Below are 19,059 nucleotides of genomic sequence, written 5' to 3' on the forward strand. Positions count from 1 at the left end.
GTCGGACGGGGACCGCCGGCCGCCCGTCAGAACGCCGTGACGCCCTTCCCCAGCACGGTCACCCCGCCCGTCGACACGGTGTAGCGCTGCCGGTCCGTCGCCGGGTCGACGCCGATCAGCGCGCCGTCGGGCACCACGACGTTCTTGTCCAGGATCGCCCGCCGCACGACCGCGCCGCGCCCGATGCGCACGCCCGGCAGCAGCACGCTCCCCTGCACCACCGACCCGACCTCCACGACCACGTCCGAGCTGATCACGGACCCGTGGACGGTGCCGGAGATGATCGACCCGGGCCCCACCATGGAGTCCTCGGCGCTGCCGCCCGCGATGAACTTCGCCGGCGGCAGGGGCGGGGTCGCGGTGCGGATCGGCCACGCCTGGTTGTAGAGGTTGAACACGGGGTGCACGGACACCAGGTCCATGTGCGCCTCGTAGTAGGCGTCGATGGTCCCCACGTCCCGCCAGTAGCCGCGGTCGCGGTCGCTCTCGCCCGGCACCTTGTTGTCGGCGAAGTCGTAGACGTGCGCCTGCCCCTGGTCGACGAGCATCGGGATGATGTCGCCGCCCATGTCGTGGTCGGAGTCGGGGTTGGCCGCGTCGGCGCGCAACGCCTCGATCAGCGCCTCCGTGGTGAACACGTAGTTGCCCATCGACGCGAAGGTGACCTCCGGGTCGTCGGGCACGTGCGGCGGGTCCGCCGGCTTCTCCAGGAACCGGGTGATCAGGCCGGACGCGTCGGAGTCGATGCAGCCGAACGCCTTGGCCTCCGCCCGCGGCACCCGGATGCCCGCGACCGTGACGCCCGCGCCCGTCGCCACGTGCTGCTCCACCATCTGCCCGGGGTCCATCCGGTAGACGTGGTCCGCGCCGAAGATGATCACGTGCTCGGGCTTCTCGTCGTTGACGAGGTTCAGCGACTGGAAGATGGCGTCGGCGCTGCCGGTGTACCAGCGGGGACCCAGCCGCTGCTGCGCCGGCACCGGCGTGACGTACTGCCCGAGCACATTCGACAGCCGCCAGGTGGTCGAGATGTGCCGGTCCAGGGAATGGGATTTGTACTGGGTGAGCACGCAGAGCTTGACGAAACCCGCGTTCACGAGGTTGGACAGGACGAAGTCGACGAGCCGGTAGTTACCGCCGAAGGGCACCGCCGGCTTTGCCCGGTCGGCGGTCAACGGCCACAACCGTTTGCCTTCGCCACCGGCGAGGACAATTCCTAGAACGTGCGGTTGCCCTTTCACGACAACGACCCTAACCGGGTGAGCACCGGCCCACCAACGGCGAAGGGGCGGCGACTCCGCCCGTTCACCCGGCCGACCCCGGCGCCGGCTTACGGTGAGCCCCGTGCGAATTGGACTGCTGACACGGGAGTACCCGCCGGAGGTCTACGGCGGAGCTGGGGTGCACGTCGGTTTCCTGGTGCCGAGGCTGCGCGAACTGGTCGACGTGGACGTGCACGCCTTCGGCGGGCCGCGCGCGGACGCCAGGGCGCACAACCCGGCCCACGGCCTGGAGCGGGCCAACGCCGCGCTGGCCACGCTGTCGGTGGACCTGGAGATGGCCGCCGCGCTCGGCGACGCGCAGCTCGCGCACTCCCACACCTGGTACGCCAACATGGCCGGTCACCTGGCGAAACTGCTGCACGGGATCCCGCACGTGGTGACCGCGCACTCGCTGGAGCCGCGCCGGCCGTGGAAGGCCGAGCAGCTCGGCGGCGGCTACCGGGTGTCGTCGTGGGTGGAGCGGACGGCCTACGAGGCGGCGGACGCGGTGATCGCCGTCAGCGAGGGCATGCGGACCGACGTGCTGGACTGCTACCCGGCGCTGGACCCGGCGCGGGTGCACGTCGTGCGCAACGGCATCGACACCACCGCCTACCACCCGGTGTCCGAGACCGACGCGCTGGTCCGGCACGGGATCGACCCGGACCGGCCGATCGTGGCGTTCGTCGGGCGCATCACCCGGCAGAAGGGCGTCGGGCACCTGGTCGCCGCCGCGCACCGGATCTCGGCGGACGCGCAGGTCGTGCTGTGCGCGGGCGCGCCGGACACCCCGGAGATCGCGGAGGAGACCCGCCTCGCGGTGGCCGGGCTGGCGGCGTCGCGGCCCGGCGTGTTCTGGATCCAGCAGATGCTCCAGCCGGCCGAGGTGCGGCAGATCCTGAGCCGTTCGACGGTGTTCGTGTGCCCCTCGGTGTACGAGCCGCTGGGCATCGTGAACCTGGAGGCGATGGCGTGCGGCACCGCCGTCGTGGCCTCCGACGTGGGCGGCATCCCGGAGGTCGTGGACCACGGGCGGACCGGGCTGCTGGTGCACTACGACGAGAAGGACGTCGAGGCGTACCGGACGGCGTTGGCCGACGCGGTGAACGAGGTGCTGGGCGACCCGGCGCGGGCGGCGGCGTTCGGCGAGGCCGGGCGGGCGCGGGCGGTCGAGGAGTTCTCGTGGGCGACGGTGGCCGAGCAGACCGTGGCGGTGTACGAGGCGGCACTGAACAACGCGAAGTGATGTGCGTCACAGAAACGTGATGCAACGGCCGGGGCACCCGACCGCCTTTAGTCAGTAGGGGCGACTACTGGGGGCCGGTATGCGGTGGCTCGTGCTCCTGCTCGCGCTGGTGGCCGGAGGGTGCGCCACGCCCGCGTTCAGCGCGGAGCAGGTCAGGTTCACGATCGAGGGAGAGGCGGTGCTGGACGCGTCCGGCCTGCAGGCGCGGGCCGAGGCGGAGCTGAGCTACACACTGTCGTTCGGCTACGTGGCCCGGACCGGGCGGGACGCGGTGAGCTGCTGGTTCGCCCGCACCGGTGAGGCGTTCGAGGTGGACACCCGGCTGTGGTGCGGTCCCGTGCAGGTGCCCGGCACGGCCGCCACGACCGACTGGGTGCCGGTGCCGCTCAAACGGGTGGACCGCAGCGCGTCCGGGGTCCGGCTGGAGGTGGAGCCGCCGCAGGTGCCCGCGCAGGGCGCGCGCAGCACGCCGGTGGGCAGGCTCGTCCGCACCGACGGGCGGGAGACCGACGCCGACCAGGGCGTCGGCCAGGCCGGGCCCGACTTCCTGGCCGTGCTGCCCGACGACGGCCGGGCGCTCGACCCGGCGTCCGCGATGGTGCGCGACGACCAGCTCGAGGTGCGCGTGACGGGGCACTCGTCGCCGTCGGTGGTGGCCACCCCGGAGGGTGACCTGCGGGCGGAGCACGGGGTGGCGCTGCGGGTGCTGCGGGTGCGGGTGACGCGGCACGCCGAGGTGGACTCGGCGTTCGGGCAGACGCCGTGGCGCGGCTGGCTGCCGCAGCCGCCGGAGCTGTCGCTGGACGTGCCGGGCAGGCGGCACCGGCTGCCCGCCGAGAGGCTGCCCGCCGACGGCTCGGCGCTGGTCGTCTACACGGTCCCGATCGCGGGCGGGCCGGAGTCGCTGGTGCTCGACACGGTGGGGACCAAGTCGCTGCAACAACGCGTCGAGGTGCCGTCCGGGCAGGTCGTCGGGGACGCGCCGAAGTCGTTGCGGCGCGGTCCGGGGCCGGAGGCGACCTCGGTGCCGGTCCCCGTGACGGTGGGCGGTTCGGCCGGGTCGGTGGAGGTCGTGCGGGCCCGGGTGGGTCGGCAGCGGCCCGTGTCGTCCAGCGCCCAGTACGAGCTGGCCACCGCCGGCGACGGGATGGCGCTGGTGGAGCTGCGGCTGGTGGGGCACGGGCTGCCGAACCTGGTGACGGCCGCGCAGACCGCGCCGCTGGTCGTGCTGACGCTGCCGGGCGGCCAGGCGGCGCGGCAGGTGGGCGCGCGCTACGGCGGCGACACGTTCCCGGTGGCGGTGGTGTTCGAGGTGCCGGAGGACACGCGGACGGCCACGTTGGCCGTGAGGGCCGGAACGGTGACCGTGCCCCAGGGGCCCGCGATCCCGGTGGCCGGCGGCCCGGGCGTGGACCTACCGCTCGACTTCTGAGCCCACCACATCACTTCGGCTTCCCGCCCCCACCCCGGCCCGCGACCGCCGCCTGCGACTCGCCGGCCGACCTGCGCCTGCCACTCACCGCTCAGCCCCGCACCACCCGGCTGCCCACCGGCCCGCCCACCGGTCCGGCTTACGCCCGCCGCCTGCGACCCGCCGGCCGGCCTGCGCCCACCACCCGCCAGTCCGGCCGGCACCCTTCCCCCTCGACCCCGGCGTGCATCGCCGGACGTCCCGGGGCGCATGCACCCGCGGCCCTCGGTCCCAGGACCCCTGCCGGGCCGGCCAACGCCAACCACTCACTCACCGGGCCCGTCAGCCCCGGTCAGCCAGGCGTCCACGGGCGGGTAGGAGCGAGGGGTGCGGCCTGGGCTCGCGGGCGATGGGAGCGGGTGGCGGGGTCGGGGGCGGGGTGCCGGGGTCGGGGGCGGGTGGCGAGGTCGAGGGTGGTGGGGGTCGAGGGGTGGTTGGCGGCGGTTGCGGTTCCTCGATTCAACCGAGGAGTGGTAACAGTGTTTCCGTACAGTTTGGCGCTAGGTTCACTCGATCGTGTTCGAGGCGGCGGCGTAGGTCTCGGCCAGTTCGGTGAGGGTGCGGGCGGCGAAGCCGGTGGCCCCGACGACCACCTCGTCGTACACCTTGTCGGCGCGGGCCGGACCGGCGATGTCCAGGTGCGCCCACGGCACACCGCCCGTGAACTCCTTCAGGAACAGCGCCGCGGTGATCCCGCCCGGCCCCGGCGGGCACTGCCGGACGTCCGCCAAGTCGCTGCGCACGTCCTCCGCCAGGTCCTCCGGCAACGGCATCCGCCACCACGCCTCACCGACCCGCGCCCCGGCCTCCGCCACCCGCGCGGCCAGGTCGTCGTCGGTCGCGAACAGGCCGCCCGTGCGAACACCGAGCGTGACCTTCATGGCACCCGTCAGGGTGGCCACGTCGACCAGCACGTCCGGCCGCAGGTTCCGGACCGCGTACGCCAGCGCGTCGGCCAGCACGAGCCGACCCTCCGCGTCCGTGTTCGTGACCTCCGTCGTCGTGCCCCCGTAGTGCGTGATCACGTCACCCGGCCGGTACGCCGACCCGGACACGTGGTTCTCCGCCGCCGGCACCAACCCCGTCACCCGGACGGGCAGGCCCTGCCGCGCGATCGCCACGAGCGCCGCGATGACCGCCGCACCACCGGACATGTCCGTGCGCATCAGGTGCATCCCGTCGGCCGGCTTGATCGAGATCCCGCCGGTGTCGAACGTGATCCCCTTGCCGACCAGCACCACGTGCGGCCCGCCCTCGGCACCCGACCACGTCAGCTCGACGAACCGCGGCGGCCTCGACGAACCGCCGCCCACCGCCAGCACCCCGCCGAACCCCTGCTCGGCCAGCCACTTCTCGTCCCGCACGTCGACGCGCAGCCCGGGCACGCCGCGCGCCGCCTTCACCGCCGCCGAGGCCAACCACGACGGGTCCTTCACATTTGACGGCGTGTTCGCCAGGTCGCGGCCGAGCGACGTCGCCGCGGCCAGCGCGTTCGCCTTCCGCACCGCGTCCGCCAGGGGGACGCCTGCACCGGCGTCACCCGCCCCGGCCTCCGCGCCAGTCTGCGCACCGCCCGTGACCAGGCGCAACGACTTCACCCGGGCCGGCGGGTCCTCGCCGGTCACCTTGAACCGGTACCCGCCGACGGCCGCGCCGAGCGTGAACGCGGCCACCGCCTCGGCGGTCACGTCCCCCGGCAGCCGCACGTCGAACGTCGCCTCACCCGACCTCTCGGCGTCCGCGTGCAGCGCCCGCACCAGGGACGCGCCCGCCCTGCGCCAGTCGCCGGGAGCGCCCTCGCCGACGCCGACGACCCACGTCCGCCCCTGCCGGACCGTCGCACCGGCCGCGCCGCCGACCTCACCCGGATCGGTGACGTCCTCGCCGCCGGGCCCGAGCCGCACCGGGTCGCCGGGGAACGCGACGAGCACCGCGGGCACACCTCGCCGGAGGGTGTCGGCCACCTCGACGGTGACCAGCGGGGTGGGCAGCGGTGCTCGCACGGGGACCTCCTGGGGAGCCGACGCGGTGGGTGCCGTCGGGCGGTGGGGTGGGTGAAGCCGCAGGTGAGCGCCCCGGCACGGCGGTGTCAGCGCCGGGCGGCACGCGACGTAGCGATGCCCCGGTTCCACTGTGGAAACCGGGGCGTCGACGCTTGCTCGGTCCGGCGGGTCAGCCGGCGGCCGCCTTGAGGGCGTCGCCCAGGGCGTTCGCCTCATCCGCCGACATCTCGACGACGAGGCGCCCACCACCTTCGAGTGGAACGCGCATCACGATGCCACGCCCCTCCTTGGTGACCTCAAGGGGACCGTCGCCGGTCCGGGGCTTCATGGCCGCCATCGCGTGCTCCCTCCGTCAACATCTTCCCCGTCCGACCAGGGCCGGATACTCCGCCCATTCTCCCCTATGCGGACTCGGCAGCGAAACCGAACCGATCTTTCCGACCGGCCGGCGACCGGTTGCCGATCTTCGCGCAGCCGCAGATCAGGGCCAGGATCGCCGTGCCGCAACGACTTCGGCGGCCGACCCGCGACCGTCACCTGGTCGTGACCGACGACGCTGTTGTGGCGTGTCGCGGGGCCGCCCTGACAGACTCGACCCTCGTGCGAGCCCGTTCCGCGCTCTTCGACGTCTACGGCGGCCACCTCCGCGAACGGGGTGGCGCGGCGACGATCGCCGCGCTCGTCCGGTTGCTGGAGCCGCTGGACTTCGCCGCGCCGGCCGTGCGGACGGCCGTCTCGCGCACGGTGCGGCAGGGCTGGTTGGAGCCGGTGCGCCTGCCGGACGGCCCGGGCTACGCGATGACACCTCGCGCGGAAAGGCGGCTGGACGAGGCCGCGGCCCGCATCTACCGGACCCGGCCGTCCACGTGGGACGGTCGGTGGCACGTGGTGGTGCTGGAGGAGCTGCCGGCGCGGGAGGCGCGGGACCGGCTCGCCTCCTCGCTGCAACTGCTCGGCTACGGGGCGCTGGGCCCTGTGACGTGGGTCGCGCCGCGCCCGTCGCCGGAGCTGGCGGACGTGCTGACCGCCGAGGACGTGCGGGGCAGCACGTTCCGCGGCGAGCACGAGGGCGACCCGGCGGAGCTGGCGGCCCGGGCCTGGGACCTGGCCACGCTGGGGCGGGACTACGCGCGGTTCGTGGCCGAGTGGGATCCCGTGATGTCCGCTGTGGACGGTACGTCGCCGCCGTCGGCGTTCGCCGCGTCCCAGCGGTTCCTGCACGCCTGGCGCAAGTTCCTGTTCCGCGACCCCGGCCTGCCGCGCGAGCTGCTGCCCGCCGACTGGCCGGGTGCGGGGGCGGCCGCGTTCTTCGACCGGCACACCAACCGGCTCGCGCCCGCGGTGGCCAAGTTCGTCGACGACTGCCTCGCTCACCACTAACCGGAGGTCAACCCGTGTCCGAACTCCTCATCGACGACGCTGACGGCGTTCGCACCTTCACGCTCAACCGGCCCGAGTCGTTCAACTCGTTCACGGTGGCGCTGAAGGAGCGGTTCCTGGGGGCCCTGGTCGAGGCCGCGGCGGACGACGCGGTGCGGGCGGTGGTCGTGACCGGCGCGGGGCGGGCGTTCTGCGCGGGTCAGGACCTGAAGGAGCACGTGGCGCTGCTGGAGGCGGGCGACCCGTCGCCGCTGCGCACGGTGGAGGACCACTACAACCCGCTGGTCAAGGCGATCGTGGGCATGCCGAAGCCGGTGATCGCCGCGGTGAACGGCATGGCGGCGGGCGCGGGGGCGTCGCTGGCGTACGCGTGCGACCTGCGGGTGGCGGGCGAGGGGGCGAAGTTCCTGATGGCGTTCGCCAACGTGGGGTTGACGGCGGACTCGGGCGCGTCGTGGACGTTGCCGCGGCTGATCGGGCACGGCCGGGCGATGGAGATGATGCTGCTGGCGCAGCCGGTGGGCGCGGAGGAGGCGCTGCGGATCGGCATGGTGGGGCAGGTCGTGCCGGACGGCGAGGTGCTGTCGACGGCGCTGGCGCTGGCCCGGCAGCTGGCCGCCGGGCCGACCACGGCCTACGCCAAGATCAAGGAGGCGTTGGCGTTCTCCGGTGAGCTGGCGGCGGCGCTGGAGGTGGAGGCCCGCACGCAGGCGGAGGCGGGTGCGACGGCCGACCACCGGGAGGCGGTGGCCGCGTTCGTGGCGAAGCGGAAGCCGACGTTCACCGGTCGCTAGTGGCGCGGAAGCAGGCCGCGACGTGGTCGTCGACCATGCCCGTGGCCTGCATCAGCGCGTAGCAGGTGGTGGGGCCGAGGAAGACGAAGCCGCGGCGCTTGAGCTCCTTGGCCATGGCCTTGGACCCCGGGGTGACGGCCGGCACGTCGGCGCTGGTGGCGGGGCGTTCGTGGTGCTCGGGCGCGAACGACCAGAGCAGGTCGTCCAGCGGCACGTCCAGCTCGGCGACGGCGCGGGCGTTGTTGATCGTGGCGTTGATCTTGGCGAGGTTGCGGACGATGCCCGCGTCGGCCATCAGGCGGGTGACGTCGTCGGGTCCGAACGCGGCGACGGCCTCGGGCTTGAACCCCGCGAACGCGGCGCGGAAGTTCTCCCGCTTGCGCAGGATGGTGATCCAGGACAGGCCGGACTGGAACGACTCCAGCGCCATCCGCTCGAACATGGCGGCCTCGCCGCGCACCTCGACGCCCCACTCGGTGTCGTGGTAGGCGGCGTAGTCGGGGGTGCTGTCGCCCCACGGGCAGCGGACGGGGTCGGTCATGCGCGGTACTCCCGGGCGAAGGTGGCGAATCGGCGCAGCGACCACTTGACGCCCGGCGCGAAGGCCAGGTTCAGCGGCAGCGCGATGTCCTCGGACCAGACGAGTTCGCTGCGCGCGTCGCCGCGGGGGACGACGACGAACTCGCCGGTGCCGCGCACGAGCCGGCCGGTGTGCTCGACGGCGCAGCGCACCGGCGGTTCCCAGGCGGTGATGCGCATGGTGTCGGTGAACCCGAGCGGGCCGATGCCGGTGAACGCGGTGAGCCCGCTGCCCTCGCCGGCGCCGTCGCCGCTGGTCACGCGGACGGTGGTGGCGAGCATCCACTCGCCCTGCCTGGTCCAGTCGGTCAGGGCGGCCCAGGTGGTGCGGGCGGGCGCGTCGACGTGGACGCGCAGCTCAAGCCGGGTCACGCTCGGGCTCCCGGGTGGGTGCGGCCTCCGGCGCGATGGGTTCGGGCCCAGCGGGTTCGGGCCCAGCAGGTTGGGGCCCAGCGGGTTCGGGCCCAGCAGGTTGGGACGCAGCAGGTTCGGGCGCCGTGGCTTCGGGCGCGGCTTCGGTGACCGTGCGCGCGCCGGGGCCGGTGGTGGTCCTGACCGCGACGGGCGGCCGGTGCTCGACGCCCAGCTCGGCCTCCAGTTCCACGACGCGGGTGCGCAGCCGGTCGACCTCGTCGGCCAGGCGGTCCAGCGCCCAGTCCACCTCGGTCATCTTGTAACCGCGCAGGACCTGCTGGAACTTCAGGTCGCGCACGTCGTCCGGGGTCACGTCGTCGGAGGGCAGGCGGGTCGGCGACGCGCCGGGCGGCAGCGGCGCCAGCTCCTCGCCCCGCCCGAACACCAGCGCGGCCAGGAGGAAGACCACGGCCGCGACGAGCGCCATGACGACGATGTAGATGAGCGCTGAGGTCACGTGACGATCGTGGCACATGCCCGCCGGTCAGGCCGACGAGAACACCAGACAGCGGCGGGCGAGGACGGCCAGGCGCAGCGCGACGGCGAGCGACGCCGCGGTCGCGACGGCCACCGGGGGCGAGACGACCAGCCGCGCGGCGTCGACGTAGGCGGTGGCGGCGAGGATCGCGACGTGGCCCAGCAGGGACACGCCGACCGCGCCGACGGCGACCGCGCCGGCGAGCCGGGCCAGCGCGGGGGTGCTGACCGAGGTGCGGGCCAGGCGTCGGCCGACGAGCAGTGCGAGCACCGCCGCGCCGGCCACGACCCACGCGGAGGCGTCGGTGAAGCGGGCGACGGCGAGGTACCAGCCGGGCGGCGGCACGGCGAAGTCGTCCCACGCGCCGATCCAGAACCGGCGGTTGAGCTCCCACAGCACGGACACCAGCGGGACGACGAGCAGCATCGACCGCAGCGTGCGGGCGCCGTGGGCGAGGCCGAGGAGGCCCTGGTACTCGCGGGCGACGGCGGTGACCGGGCCGAACTCGGCGACCGCGCGGCGTTGCGCGTCCTCCTCGCCCAGGCCCCGGTCGCGGTGGGCGGCGGCGGCGTCGTGGAGGCTGTCGCGGGCTTCGGCGAGCAGGTCGTCCTTGACCGGCCCGGGTCCGCGCAGCCGCCGGTCCAGCGCGGCGACGTAGTCGTCGATCAGGCCTGCGCCGGCCACGGCCCGCCTCCCAGGACGCCCTCGATCGCGGTGGTGAACTCGCGCCACGCGACGCGTTCGTCGGCGAGCGCGCGCTGGCCCGCCCTGGTGAGCCGGTAGGTGCGGCGCTGCCGCCCGCCGACGGTGCTCCACTCGCTGGTCACCAGGCCCGCGGTCTCCAGTCGGCGCAGGGCCGGGTAGACGGTGCCGGTGGGCAGGTCGAGCGCGCCGCCGCTGCGCCGCTGCAACGCCTCGATGATGGCGTAGCCGTGCAGCCGGCCGCCGTCGAGCGTGGCCAGCAGGAGCGCGTCGAGATGCCCGCGCAGCGCGTCGGACTTCATGGGTAGCCACTCTACTGGTCCGGACAAGGGTCGGGATCGGGGACATCCCCGATGTTGCGTTGGCTGGCTACATATAAGTTCCCTACTCATGGATGCTCTCGGACTGGCCCGGCTCCAGTTCGCCACCACGACGTCGTTCCACTTCCTGTTCGTGCTGCTCACGCTCGGGCTGGTGACGGCGGTGGCGATCATGCAGACCCGGGCCGCGCTGTCCGCCGACCCCGTGCACGCCCGGATGGCGCGCTTCTGGGGCCGGCTCTACGTGGTCAACTACGCGCTCGGCATCGCGACCGGCATCGTCATGGAGTTCCAGTTCGGGCTGAACTGGTCGGGCCTGTCGACCTTCGCGGGCGACGTGTTCGGCGCGCCCCTGGCGCTGGAGGCGCTGGTGGCGTTCTTCCTGGAGTCGACGTTCCTCGGCCTGTGGATCTTCGGCTGGGACCGGTTGCCCCGGGCGGTGCACCTGGCGCTGATCTGGCTGGTCGCGCTGACCGCGTACGCCTCCGCGTTCTGGATCATGGTGGCGAACGGGTTCCTCCAGCACCCGGTCGGGCACGAGGAGCGCGACGGCGTGCTGCGGCTGGTCGACTTCTCCGCGCTGGTGGCGAACCCGACGTTCGGCACGGCGTTCCTGCACGTCTGCGCCGCGTCGGTGACCGCGGGCGGGGTGTTCCTGACCGGCGTGAGCGCCTGGCACTTCCTGCGGCGCACGACCGAGGTGGACTTCTTCCGCCGGTCGCTGCGGCTCGGCGTGGTGCTGACGGCGCTGGCCACGCCGCCGCTGGTCGCGTTCGGGTTCGGGCAGTTCCCGATCGTGCGGCGGTACCAGCCGGAGAAGTTCGCCACCGCGGGGCCGCTCGACGGGGCCGGGCTCGGGTTCATGGTCCAGATCGGGCTCGTGCTGCTGCTGGTGAGCTGGCTGACCGTGCCGCTGCTGGCCCGCGACGCGGTGGTGCGGCTGCGGTTCCCGCTGTACCTGATGGTGGCCGGCATCCCGCTGCCGTTCGTCGCGGCGATCGGCGGGTGGCTGTTCCGCGAGGTCGGGCGGCAGCCGTGGCTGATCCAGGGCGTGCTGACGACCCGGGACGCCGTCTCGCACGTCGGCCGGGAGCAGCTGCTCGTGTCGTTCGTCGCGTTCACGGCCGTGTTCGCGCTGCTCGCGGTCGCGGACTGGGTGCTGCTCGCGCGGCTGGCGCGGCGGGGACCGGTGTCGTCCGACGACGAGCCCGTGTCGCCGCTGGTCCCGGCGCTGTGAGGGGGGTGGGGTCGTGCAGAGCGTGTGGGTTGCCTTGCTGACGTTCCTGACCTGCGGTTACTTCGCGCTGGCCGGTGTCGACTACGGGGTCGGGGCACTGCTGCGGGTGGTCGGGCGGGACGAGCGGGGGCGGCGGGAGGTGCTGCGGGCGGTGACGCCGTTCTTCCTCGGGAACGAGGTGTGGCTGGTCGCGGCGGTCGGCGTGCTGTTCGGGGCGTTCCCCCGGCTGGAGGGTGAGCTGCTGTCGTCGCAGCACACGGTGTTCGCGGTGCTGTTGGCGGGGCTCGTGTGCTTCACGGTGGCGGTGCAGTTGCGCTCGCCCGGGTGGGACTTCGTGGTGGTGGGCGGTGCGCTGGTGGTCGCCGCGGGGTGGGGCGTGCTGCTGGGGCGGGTGCTCGGCGGGCCGGTGTGGTTGTGGGGCGCGGGGATGGTCTCGGTGTTCGCCTGGCACGGCGCGGTGTTCCTGAGCGGGCGGCTGACCGGTGCGGTGCGGGCGCGGGCGGTGCGGCTCGCCCGCCTGCTGCCGGTGCCCGGGGTGGCCTTCGCGGTGGCCGCCGTCGTGACCGCCGGAGCGGTGCCCGCGCCCTGGTTCGGGGTGGTGGCGGTCGTGGCGCTGGGGTTGTTCGCGGTGGCTTTCGCAGCGTTGCGCTTCCAGTGGTATCGCACCGCTTCGCTGTGCAGCGCTGCGGTGTGCGCGTCGCCGGTGGTGGCGGTGTTCGGGGCGCGGTCGGTGGTGACGGCGGCGGTGGTGGCGGACGTGCCGACGCTGCGGGTGCTGACGTGGGCCGCCGTCGTGGTGGTGCCGTTGGTGCTGGTGTTCCAGTGGGCGACTTGGCGGATGTCCCGTGCGGCACGTTGACCGGCGGTACGTGGTCGTCCTGACCGGGCTGGCGGTGCTGACGGCGCTGGTCGTGCTCGCCCAGGCCGAGGTGCTGGCGTCGGTGCTGACCGGCGGGTGGTCGGCGTGGTGGCTCGCGGCGGTGATCGGGGTCCGTGCGGTGGTGGTGTGGACGATGCAGAGGGAAACGCAACGTTGCGCGTCCTCGCTCAAGGCCGCGTTGAGGAAGCGGGTCCTGCGGGCGGCGTCTGCGTCGGGGCAACCGGCGGGGTCGGCGGTGACGCTGGTCGTGAAGGGCGTGGACGCGGTGGAGCCGTACTTCGCCGGCTACCTGCCGCAGCTCGTCATCGCCGCGGTGGTGCCGGTGGCGGTGGTGGCGCGGCTGTCGTTCGCGGACCTGCCGTCGGCCCTGGTGGTGCTGCTGACCCTGCCGCTGGTGCCGGTGTTCGCCGCGCTGGTCGGCCTGCGCACCCGCGACCGGACGCGGGCCCAGTGGGCCGGGCTGGCCGTGGTCGGCGGGCACTTCCTGGACGTGGTGCGCGGCCTGGGCACGCTGAAGGTGTTCGGGCGCGCGGCGGCGCAGGCGCGGACCGTGCGGGCGATGGCGGGGGCGCACGCGGCGGCGACCATGCGGACGCTGCGGGTGGCGTTCCTGTCGGCGCTGGTGCTGGAGCTGGTGGCGACGACGTCGGTGGCGCTGGTGGCCGTGCCGGTGGGCCTGCGGCTGCTGCACGGCGGCGTGACGCTCCAGGTGGCGCTGCTGGTGCTGCTGCTGGCACCGGAGGCGTACCTGCCGCTGAGGTCGGCGGGCTCCCAATTCCACGCCTCCGCCGAAGGGCCGGCCGTCCTCGAAGCCGTGAGCGCGCTGGAAACCGCGACCGCGCGGGAGGCGGCGACCGCGCCGCATCGGGGTGCCGTGGCCGTCGGGCCGGTGCGCGCCCCCGACCTGCGGACCGCCGACCTCGTCGTCGAACGGGTCTCGGTCGAGTACCCCGGGCGGGTGGTGGTGCCCGACCTCTCGCTGCACGTCCGGGCCGGTGAGCGGGTGGCCGTGGTCGGGCCCAGCGGGGTCGGGAAGAGCACGTTGCTGGCCGTGGTGCTCGGGTTCGTCACACCCGCGTCCGGACGCGTGCTGGTGGGCGGGGTGGACCTGCGCGAGGTCGAGTGGGAGTCCTGGGCCCGGCAGCTCGCCTGGGTGCCCCAGCGGCCCACGCTGTTCCCCGGCACGGTCGCCGACAACATCGCGCTCGGGTCGACCGGCGACGTCCGGGCCGCCGCGGCGGAGCTGGGGCTCGGCCACCTGGTCGACGCCGAGCACCCCTTGTCGTCCGGCGAGCGGCAGCGGGTGGGGCTGGCGCGGGCGTTGGCGCGCGACGACGCCCGCCTGCTGCTGATGGACGAGCCCACGTCCCGGTTGGACGGCGGCACCGAGGAGGCGGTGCTGCGGGCCACCCGGCGGCTGCTGTCGGGGCGGACGGCGGTGGTCGTGGCGCACCGGCCGGCCGTGCTCGGCGAGGTGGACCGGGTGGTGGCGCTCGGATGAGGCGCGTGGTGCTCGCGGTGGTCGCCGGGGTGGCCGCCGAACTGGCCGGCATCGGCCTGGTGACCACGGCCGCGTGGCTGGTCGTGCGGGCCGCGCAGCAGCCGCCGCTGTCGGCGTTGGCGGTGGCGGTCGTGGCGGTGCGGACGCTGGCCCTGGCCCGCGGCGGCCTGCGGTACGCCGAGCGGCTGGCCGGGCACTCGGCCGTGCTGCGGCACCTGGCGGAGGTGCGCGGGCGGGTCTACGAGGCCCTACTGCGCCGGCCGCTGCCCGACGGGGACGCGCTCGTCCGGCTGGTGTCCGATGTGGACGGTGTGCGGGACGCGCTGCTGCGGTGCGCGCTGCCCGCGGCGGTGGCCGGGGTCGTCGGCGTGGTCGCGCTGGTGGCGACGGGGTTCGCCCGGCCCCTCCTCGTCGGCGTGCTGGTCACCGCGTGCGTCCTGCCGGCGGTCGCCCACCACGCGGCCCGGCGGCACCTCGCCGCGGTGGCGCCGGACCGGGCGGACCTGGCGGAGCGGGCCGTCGTGCTGCTGGAGGGCGCGCGGGAGCTGGCCGCGTTCGGCGCGCTGGACCGCGAGCTGGCGGCGACCGGCCGGGTGGTCGACGCGCTGGCCGACCGGGAACGGCGCGGCGGCTCCGGCGAGGCGGCGGTGGCGGTGGTGGCCGTGGTCGTGCAGTTCGGGGTGGCGCTGGCCCTGCTGCGGCAGGGCGCGCCGGCCCCGGTGGTGCTCGGGTCGATCGCCGTGCTGGAGGTGACGGTGCCGCTGACGTCGGCCGGGCGTCGGTGGGCCGAGGTGCGCGGCTCGGTCGGCCGGGTCCGCGAGGCCCTGCGCGCCACCGCGACCGCGCCGCCGCACGTGGAGCTGCCGACGGGCCGGGTCGGGGTCGTGGGCGCGAGCGGGGCGGGCAAGAGCACGTTCCTGCGGGCCCTCGCCGCCGCGCACCCCGGCGTCGCCCGGGGCGTCCTGGACGACGCGCACGTCTTCCACACCACCGCGGCGGCCAACGTGCGCCTGGCCCGCCCGGATGCCTCACCGGAGGAGCTGGACCGCGTGGCCGCGCTCGTGGACCTGGACGTGCCGTGGGACGCGGTGGTCGGCGAGAACGGCGGCGCGCTGTCGGGCGGCCGGCGCCAACGCCTGCTCCTGGCCCGCGCCCTGCTGGCCGACCCGGACGTGCTGCTGCTGGACGAACCGGTCGAGGGCCTGCCCGTGGAGCACGGCGACGCGGTGCTGCGCCGCGTGCTGGACCACGCCCGCGGCGGCGTCGTGCTCGTCACGCACCGGCTCGCGCCGCTGGTCGACTTCGACCGGATCGTGGTCTTCGAGGACGGCCGCGTCACCCAGGAGGGCACCCACGCCGAGCTGGTCGCGACCCCCGGCCACTACCGCGACCGCTGGAGCACCGAGCGCATGGCGGGCCGGTCCTCGGCGGGCACGTCCACCGGCGACGGCAGCCACTCCCCGTCGAACGGCACGAACTGAGTCAGCGTCGACGACGCCACCGGCACGCCGCAGCGGCGCAGCGCGGTGACCGCGATCTGAGCCGCCATGGGCCCGAGCTGGCGCAGGTCGCGGTTGCGGTGCTTGCGCACGCCCAGGTTGACCTGGGCGATCCCGGCCAGCCCGTACCGGGCGTGGGCGTCGAGGAGCAGGCCGATCTCCACGCCGTAGCCGGGCGCGAACGGCACCGACTCCAGGAACTCGCGCGTGCCCGCGTACTCGCCGCCCAGCGGCTGCACGACGCCGGCCAGCTCCGGCCGCAGCGCGTTGAGCAGCGGCCGGGCCGCCAGCTCGGTGACCCGGCCGCCACCCGTGCTCTCCAGCCGCAGCGGACGCCGGTAGAAGCCCTTCACCAGGTGCACGTCCCGGGTCAGCAGCGGCCCGAGCAGGGCGGGCACGAACTCCGGGTCCGGGTCGATCAGGTCGGAGTCGAGGAACACCACGAGGTCGCCGGTGGTGGCCGCCAGCGAGCGCCACAGCACCTCGCCCTTGCCGGGTCGCGGCGGGAGGTGCGGCAGCACGTCGGCGCGGTGCACGACCCGCGCGCCGGCCGCCGCCGCGCGGGCCGCCGTGTCGTCGGTCGACCCGGAGTCCACGACCACCAGCTCGTCCACGAGGGTGCCCAGCAGCGGGCGCACGACGCCGACCACGGCGCCGACCGTGGCCTCCTCGTCCAGCGCGGGCAGCACGACGCTGACCGTGCGCCCCTCCTTGCGCTCCACGAGCTCCGGGACCGTCCACCGCGGACTCTGCCACGTGTTCGCGGCGAACCAGTCGGCCATCAGGCCAGCGCCCGGAGCACGCGGGCGGGCGGGCGCGTGCCCGCGATGCTCGCCACCATCTCGACCACCCGGCGGGTCTGCCGCACCTGGTGCGCCCGGAACACCCGCGCGCCCGCCCACGCGGCCACGGACGTCGCGGCGAGCGTGCCGTCCACCCGGTCCTCCAGCCCCACGCCGAGGGTCTCGCCGACGAAGTCCTTGTTGGACAGCGCCATCAGCACCGGCCAACCGGTGGCGACCAGCTCGTCCAGCCGCCGCAGCAGCTCCAGGCCGTGCCAGGTGTTCTTGCCGAAGTCGTGGGTCGGGTCGATCAGCACGCCCGCCGCGGGCACGCCCAGCGCCACCACCCGCTCGGCGCGCCCGACCAGCTCCTCGACCACGGCCGCCACCACGTCGGCGTACCGGACGCGGTGCGGGTCGGTGCGCGGCGGCAGGCCGCCGGTGTGGGAGCAGACGATGCCGACGCCGAACTCCGCCGCCACCTCGGCCAGCGCCGGGTCCGCGCCCGCCCACGTGTCGTTGAGCAGGTCCGCGCCCGCCTCGCACACCGCGCGGCCGACCTCGTGCCGCCACGTGTCGACGCTGATCACCAGGTCCGGGTGCCGCTCGCGGACGGCCGCGACGAACGGCACGACCCGCCGCGCCTCCTCGGCGGCGTCCACCACCTCGCCCTTGGCGCCGGCGCGGACGCCGCCGACGTCCACGATGTCCGCGCCCTCGGCGACCGCCCGGTCGACCGCGGCCATGGCGGCGTCGTCGGCGAACGTCGCCCCGCGGTCGTAGAACGAGTCGCGCGTCCGGTTGACGATCGCCATCACCAGCGCGCGATCCCCGGCGACCTCACGTGACCCGAACCGCATGACCGCATGGTGCCACGCCCCACCCGCCGGTGAGTTGCGTCACAGACATCTGCTACCGGTGAGTAGGGTTCGTGTTGACTCACGGGCGACACCCTGCGTGATCCCGGTCACGGTCAAGGAGGACCTCGTGCGCCGATCACTCCCCCTGCTGCTCGCCGCCCTCGTGGCGCTCGTGCTCGCGCCACCCGCCCAGGCCGCGCCCGGCTTCGCGGTGGCCTACCAGACCATCCCCGGCGAGGGCGGCACCCCGCTGCGCGCCTTCGTCGTCACGCCCACCGGACGCGGCAGCGGACCGTTCCCGCTGGTCGTGCTGCCGTCGAGCTGGGGCGTGAACAACATCGAGTACGTCGGCGCGGCGGCCAGGTTCGCCTACGAGTCCGGCTACTCGGTGATCAGCTACACCTCCCGCGGGTTCCACGACTCCGGCGGCGAGATCGACGTGGCCGGGCCGGACACCGTGGCCGACGTCAGCCGCGTGATCGACTGGGGCCTGGCGCACGCCGCCGGCGACCCGGCGCGGATCGGCGTCGGCGGCATCTCCTACGGCGCCGGCCAGTCGCTGCTGGCCGCCGCCCGCGACCCGCGGATCAAGGCGGTGGCCTCGCTCAGCACGTGGACCGACCTCGCGCGCTCCCTCTACCCGAACGAGACGGTCGGCGCGCAGGCGGTCGAGCTGCTGCTGGCCGCCGGGAAGCTCACCGGGCGACCCGGCCCGGTGCTGCGCGACGCGGAGACCGCCTACCGGGAGGGCCGGTTCGCCGACGTGCTGCCGATCTCGCCGCCGCGCTCCCCCGCCACGCACGTGTCGTCCATCAAGGCCGCGGTGCTGATCGGCAACGCGTGGAACGACGGGCTGTTCGCGCCGAGCCAGGTCACGGATTTCTTCGGCGCGTTGAGCGGGCCCAAGCGGCTGATGCTGTCGCCCGGCGACCACGCCACCGCCGAGCTGTTCGGCGCGGCCGGCCTGCCGAACGAGATCTGGGACTCCGTCGGCCGGTGGTTCGACCACCACCTCAAGGGCGTGGCCAACGGCATCGACCGCGAGGCGCCCGTGCAGGTCAAGCCGAACAACGGCGGCGCCTGGCGCGGCTACCCCACGTGGGCCGCGGCCACCGGCCGGACGCAGACCGTGCCGCTGGGCGCGGACCGCATCGGCGCCGGGTGGCCCACGATCGCCGAGAGCGGCACGGTCCTGGTGTCCGGTGCGTTGCAGGGCTTCCTCAAGCTCCCGGTCGGCGTGTCGACGCCGTTGATCGACCGGGGCGCGGCGGCGGTGTGGCGCGGGCCCGTGCAGTGGACCGCCACCTCCGTCAGCGGCACGCCGCGCGCCCACCTCGGCGTGACCACCAGCGCCGCGCGCACCACGCTCTACGCCTACCTGTACGAGGTGAACGCCCTCGGGCTCGGCGCGCTGGTCACGCACAAGCCCGTGACGCTGACCGGCGCGGGCAGCCGGGTGGTCGACCTCGACCTGGAACCGGTGGTGTGGGACGTGGCCGCGGGCAACCGGCTCGTGCTCGTCGTGGACACAGTCGACGCCCGGTACCAGGGGTCGAGCGCGCTCGGCTCGACCGTCGCGTTCGGCGCGGACTCGCGGCTGGACGTGCCGCTTGCCTGACAGCGGTTGTCAGGCATCCCTGCGAGGATCACG

At 74.7% G+C, this 19,059-nt stretch carries 18 protein-coding genes and 1 pseudogene; 9 read left to right on the forward strand and 10 right to left on the reverse strand.

What is annotated here, in order from left to right; genetic code table 11:
• Positions 1 to 26 precede the first annotated feature (26 nt).
• Positions 27 to 1,241: a glucose-1-phosphate adenylyltransferase gene (gene glgC, locus ACIGNX_RS29150; protein ID WP_396544014.1), complete on the reverse strand. Its 1,215-nt coding sequence runs from the start codon at positions 1,239 to 1,241 to the stop codon at positions 27 to 29.
• A gap of 103 nt (positions 1,242 to 1,344) precedes the next feature.
• On the opposite strand from glgC, the gene glgA reads away from it, so the two are divergent.
• Together glgA and ACIGNX_RS29160 are read left to right on the forward strand one after the other, a co-directional pair.
• A complete protein-coding gene (gene glgA, locus ACIGNX_RS29155; RefSeq protein WP_396544015.1) occupies positions 1,345 to 2,508 on the forward strand; it encodes a glycogen synthase in 1,164 nt (387 codons plus the stop codon).
• 79 nt (positions 2,509 to 2,587) lie between these two features.
• Positions 2,588 to 3,940 carry a hypothetical protein gene (locus tag ACIGNX_RS29160; RefSeq protein WP_396544016.1) on the forward strand — a complete coding sequence of 451 codons (1,353 nt, stop codon included), beginning with the start codon at positions 2,588 to 2,590 and terminating at the stop codon, positions 3,938 to 3,940.
• Between the two features lie 545 nt (positions 3,941 to 4,485).
• On the opposite strand, the gene ACIGNX_RS29165 is transcribed toward ACIGNX_RS29160, so the two are convergent.
• A complete protein-coding gene (locus ACIGNX_RS29165) occupies positions 4,486 to 5,982 on the reverse strand; it encodes a leucyl aminopeptidase family protein (protein ID WP_396544017.1) in 1,497 nt (498 codons plus the stop codon).
• Between the two features lie 169 nt (positions 5,983 to 6,151).
• Positions 6,152 to 6,319, reverse strand: a complete 168-nt coding sequence (locus tag ACIGNX_RS29170; RefSeq protein ID WP_012783412.1) for a DUF3117 domain-containing protein — start codon at positions 6,317 to 6,319, stop codon at positions 6,152 to 6,154.
• 263 nt (positions 6,320 to 6,582) lie between these two features.
• Here ACIGNX_RS29170 and ACIGNX_RS29175 point away from each other — a divergent pair, with 263 nt between their 5' ends.
• Both ACIGNX_RS29175 and ACIGNX_RS29180 read left to right on the forward strand, forming a co-directional pair.
• Positions 6,583 to 7,362 (forward strand): PaaX family transcriptional regulator C-terminal domain-containing protein, encoded by a 780-nt coding sequence (locus tag ACIGNX_RS29175; protein WP_396544018.1) that lies wholly within the window; start codon positions 6,583 to 6,585, stop codon positions 7,360 to 7,362.
• 14 nt (positions 7,363 to 7,376) lie between these two features.
• Entirely contained in the window at positions 7,377 to 8,156 is a 780-nt protein-coding gene (locus tag ACIGNX_RS29180) for an enoyl-CoA hydratase-related protein (protein WP_396544019.1), read from the forward strand.
• On the opposite strand, the gene ACIGNX_RS29185 is transcribed toward ACIGNX_RS29180, so the two are convergent.
• The 5 genes and pseudogenes from ACIGNX_RS29185 to ACIGNX_RS29205 form a co-directional block, all read right to left on the reverse strand.
• Positions 8,143 to 8,697, reverse strand: a complete 555-nt coding sequence (locus tag ACIGNX_RS29185) for a DNA-3-methyladenine glycosylase I (protein WP_396544020.1) — start codon at positions 8,695 to 8,697, stop codon at positions 8,143 to 8,145. The genes ACIGNX_RS29180 and ACIGNX_RS29185 overlap by 14 nt on opposite strands.
• Positions 8,694 to 9,107 carry an SRPBCC family protein gene (locus tag ACIGNX_RS29190; protein WP_396544021.1) on the reverse strand — a complete coding sequence of 138 codons (414 nt, stop codon included), beginning with the start codon at positions 9,105 to 9,107 and terminating at the stop codon, positions 8,694 to 8,696. Before ACIGNX_RS29190 ends, ACIGNX_RS29185 begins: the two co-directional genes overlap by 4 nt.
• A gap of 214 nt (positions 9,108 to 9,321) precedes the next feature.
• Positions 9,322 to 9,606: pseudogene (locus ACIGNX_RS29195) on the reverse strand (DivIVA domain-containing protein); the annotation flags it as partial.
• 27 nt (positions 9,607 to 9,633) lie between these two features.
• Positions 9,634 to 10,311, reverse strand: a complete 678-nt coding sequence (locus ACIGNX_RS29200) for a permease prefix domain 1-containing protein (RefSeq protein ID WP_396544022.1) — start codon at positions 10,309 to 10,311, stop codon at positions 9,634 to 9,636.
• Positions 10,293 to 10,631 (reverse strand): PadR family transcriptional regulator, encoded by a 339-nt coding sequence (locus ACIGNX_RS29205; protein ID WP_396544023.1) that lies wholly within the window; start codon positions 10,629 to 10,631, stop codon positions 10,293 to 10,295. Before ACIGNX_RS29205 ends, ACIGNX_RS29200 begins: the two co-directional genes overlap by 19 nt.
• Before the next feature lie 88 nt (positions 10,632 to 10,719).
• Here ACIGNX_RS29205 and ACIGNX_RS29210 point away from each other — a divergent pair, with 88 nt between their 5' ends.
• From ACIGNX_RS29210 to ACIGNX_RS29225, 4 genes are read left to right on the forward strand one after another with little or no spacing between them, the layout of a single operon-like run.
• Positions 10,720 to 11,886: a cytochrome ubiquinol oxidase subunit I gene (locus tag ACIGNX_RS29210; RefSeq protein WP_396544024.1), complete on the forward strand. Its 1,167-nt coding sequence runs from the start codon at positions 10,720 to 10,722 to the stop codon at positions 11,884 to 11,886.
• A gap of 13 nt (positions 11,887 to 11,899) precedes the next feature.
• On the forward strand, positions 11,900 to 12,745 hold the full coding sequence (locus ACIGNX_RS29215; protein ID WP_396544025.1) for a cytochrome d ubiquinol oxidase subunit II: 846 nt from the start codon (positions 11,900 to 11,902) through the stop codon (positions 12,743 to 12,745).
• The gene (cydD, locus tag ACIGNX_RS29220; RefSeq protein WP_396544026.1) at positions 12,732 to 14,267 is read left to right on the forward strand and encodes a thiol reductant ABC exporter subunit CydD; all 1,536 of its coding nucleotides are present in this window, start codon (positions 12,732 to 12,734) and stop codon (positions 14,265 to 14,267) included. Before ACIGNX_RS29215 ends, cydD begins: the two co-directional genes overlap by 14 nt.
• Positions 14,264 to 15,748 carry an ATP-binding cassette domain-containing protein gene (locus tag ACIGNX_RS29225; RefSeq protein WP_396544027.1) on the forward strand — a complete coding sequence of 495 codons (1,485 nt, stop codon included), beginning with the start codon at positions 14,264 to 14,266 and terminating at the stop codon, positions 15,746 to 15,748. The genes cydD and ACIGNX_RS29225 overlap by 4 nt, the downstream gene beginning before the upstream one ends.
• On the opposite strand, the gene ACIGNX_RS29230 is transcribed toward ACIGNX_RS29225, so the two are convergent.
• A complete protein-coding gene (locus ACIGNX_RS29230) occupies positions 15,649 to 16,548 on the reverse strand; it encodes a glucosyl-3-phosphoglycerate synthase (protein WP_396544028.1) in 900 nt (299 codons plus the stop codon). The two genes, ACIGNX_RS29225 and ACIGNX_RS29230, sit on opposite strands and share 100 nt — an antisense overlap.
• The gene (gene folP, locus ACIGNX_RS29235; RefSeq protein WP_396544029.1) at positions 16,548 to 17,408 is read right to left on the reverse strand and encodes a dihydropteroate synthase; all 861 of its coding nucleotides are present in this window, start codon (positions 17,406 to 17,408) and stop codon (positions 16,548 to 16,550) included. Before folP ends, ACIGNX_RS29230 begins: the two co-directional genes overlap by 1 nt.
• A gap of 127 nt (positions 17,409 to 17,535) precedes the next feature.
• Between folP and ACIGNX_RS29240 the strand changes: the two genes are divergently transcribed.
• The gene (locus tag ACIGNX_RS29240) at positions 17,536 to 19,026 is read left to right on the forward strand and encodes a CocE/NonD family hydrolase (RefSeq protein WP_396544030.1); all 1,491 of its coding nucleotides are present in this window, start codon (positions 17,536 to 17,538) and stop codon (positions 19,024 to 19,026) included.
• Positions 19,027 to 19,059 lie beyond the last annotated feature (33 nt).

The sequence above is a fragment of the Actinosynnema sp. NPDC053489 genome (genome assembly GCF_044544865.1).
In the GTDB taxonomy this organism is placed as follows: domain Bacteria; phylum Actinomycetota; class Actinomycetes; order Mycobacteriales; family Pseudonocardiaceae; genus Actinosynnema.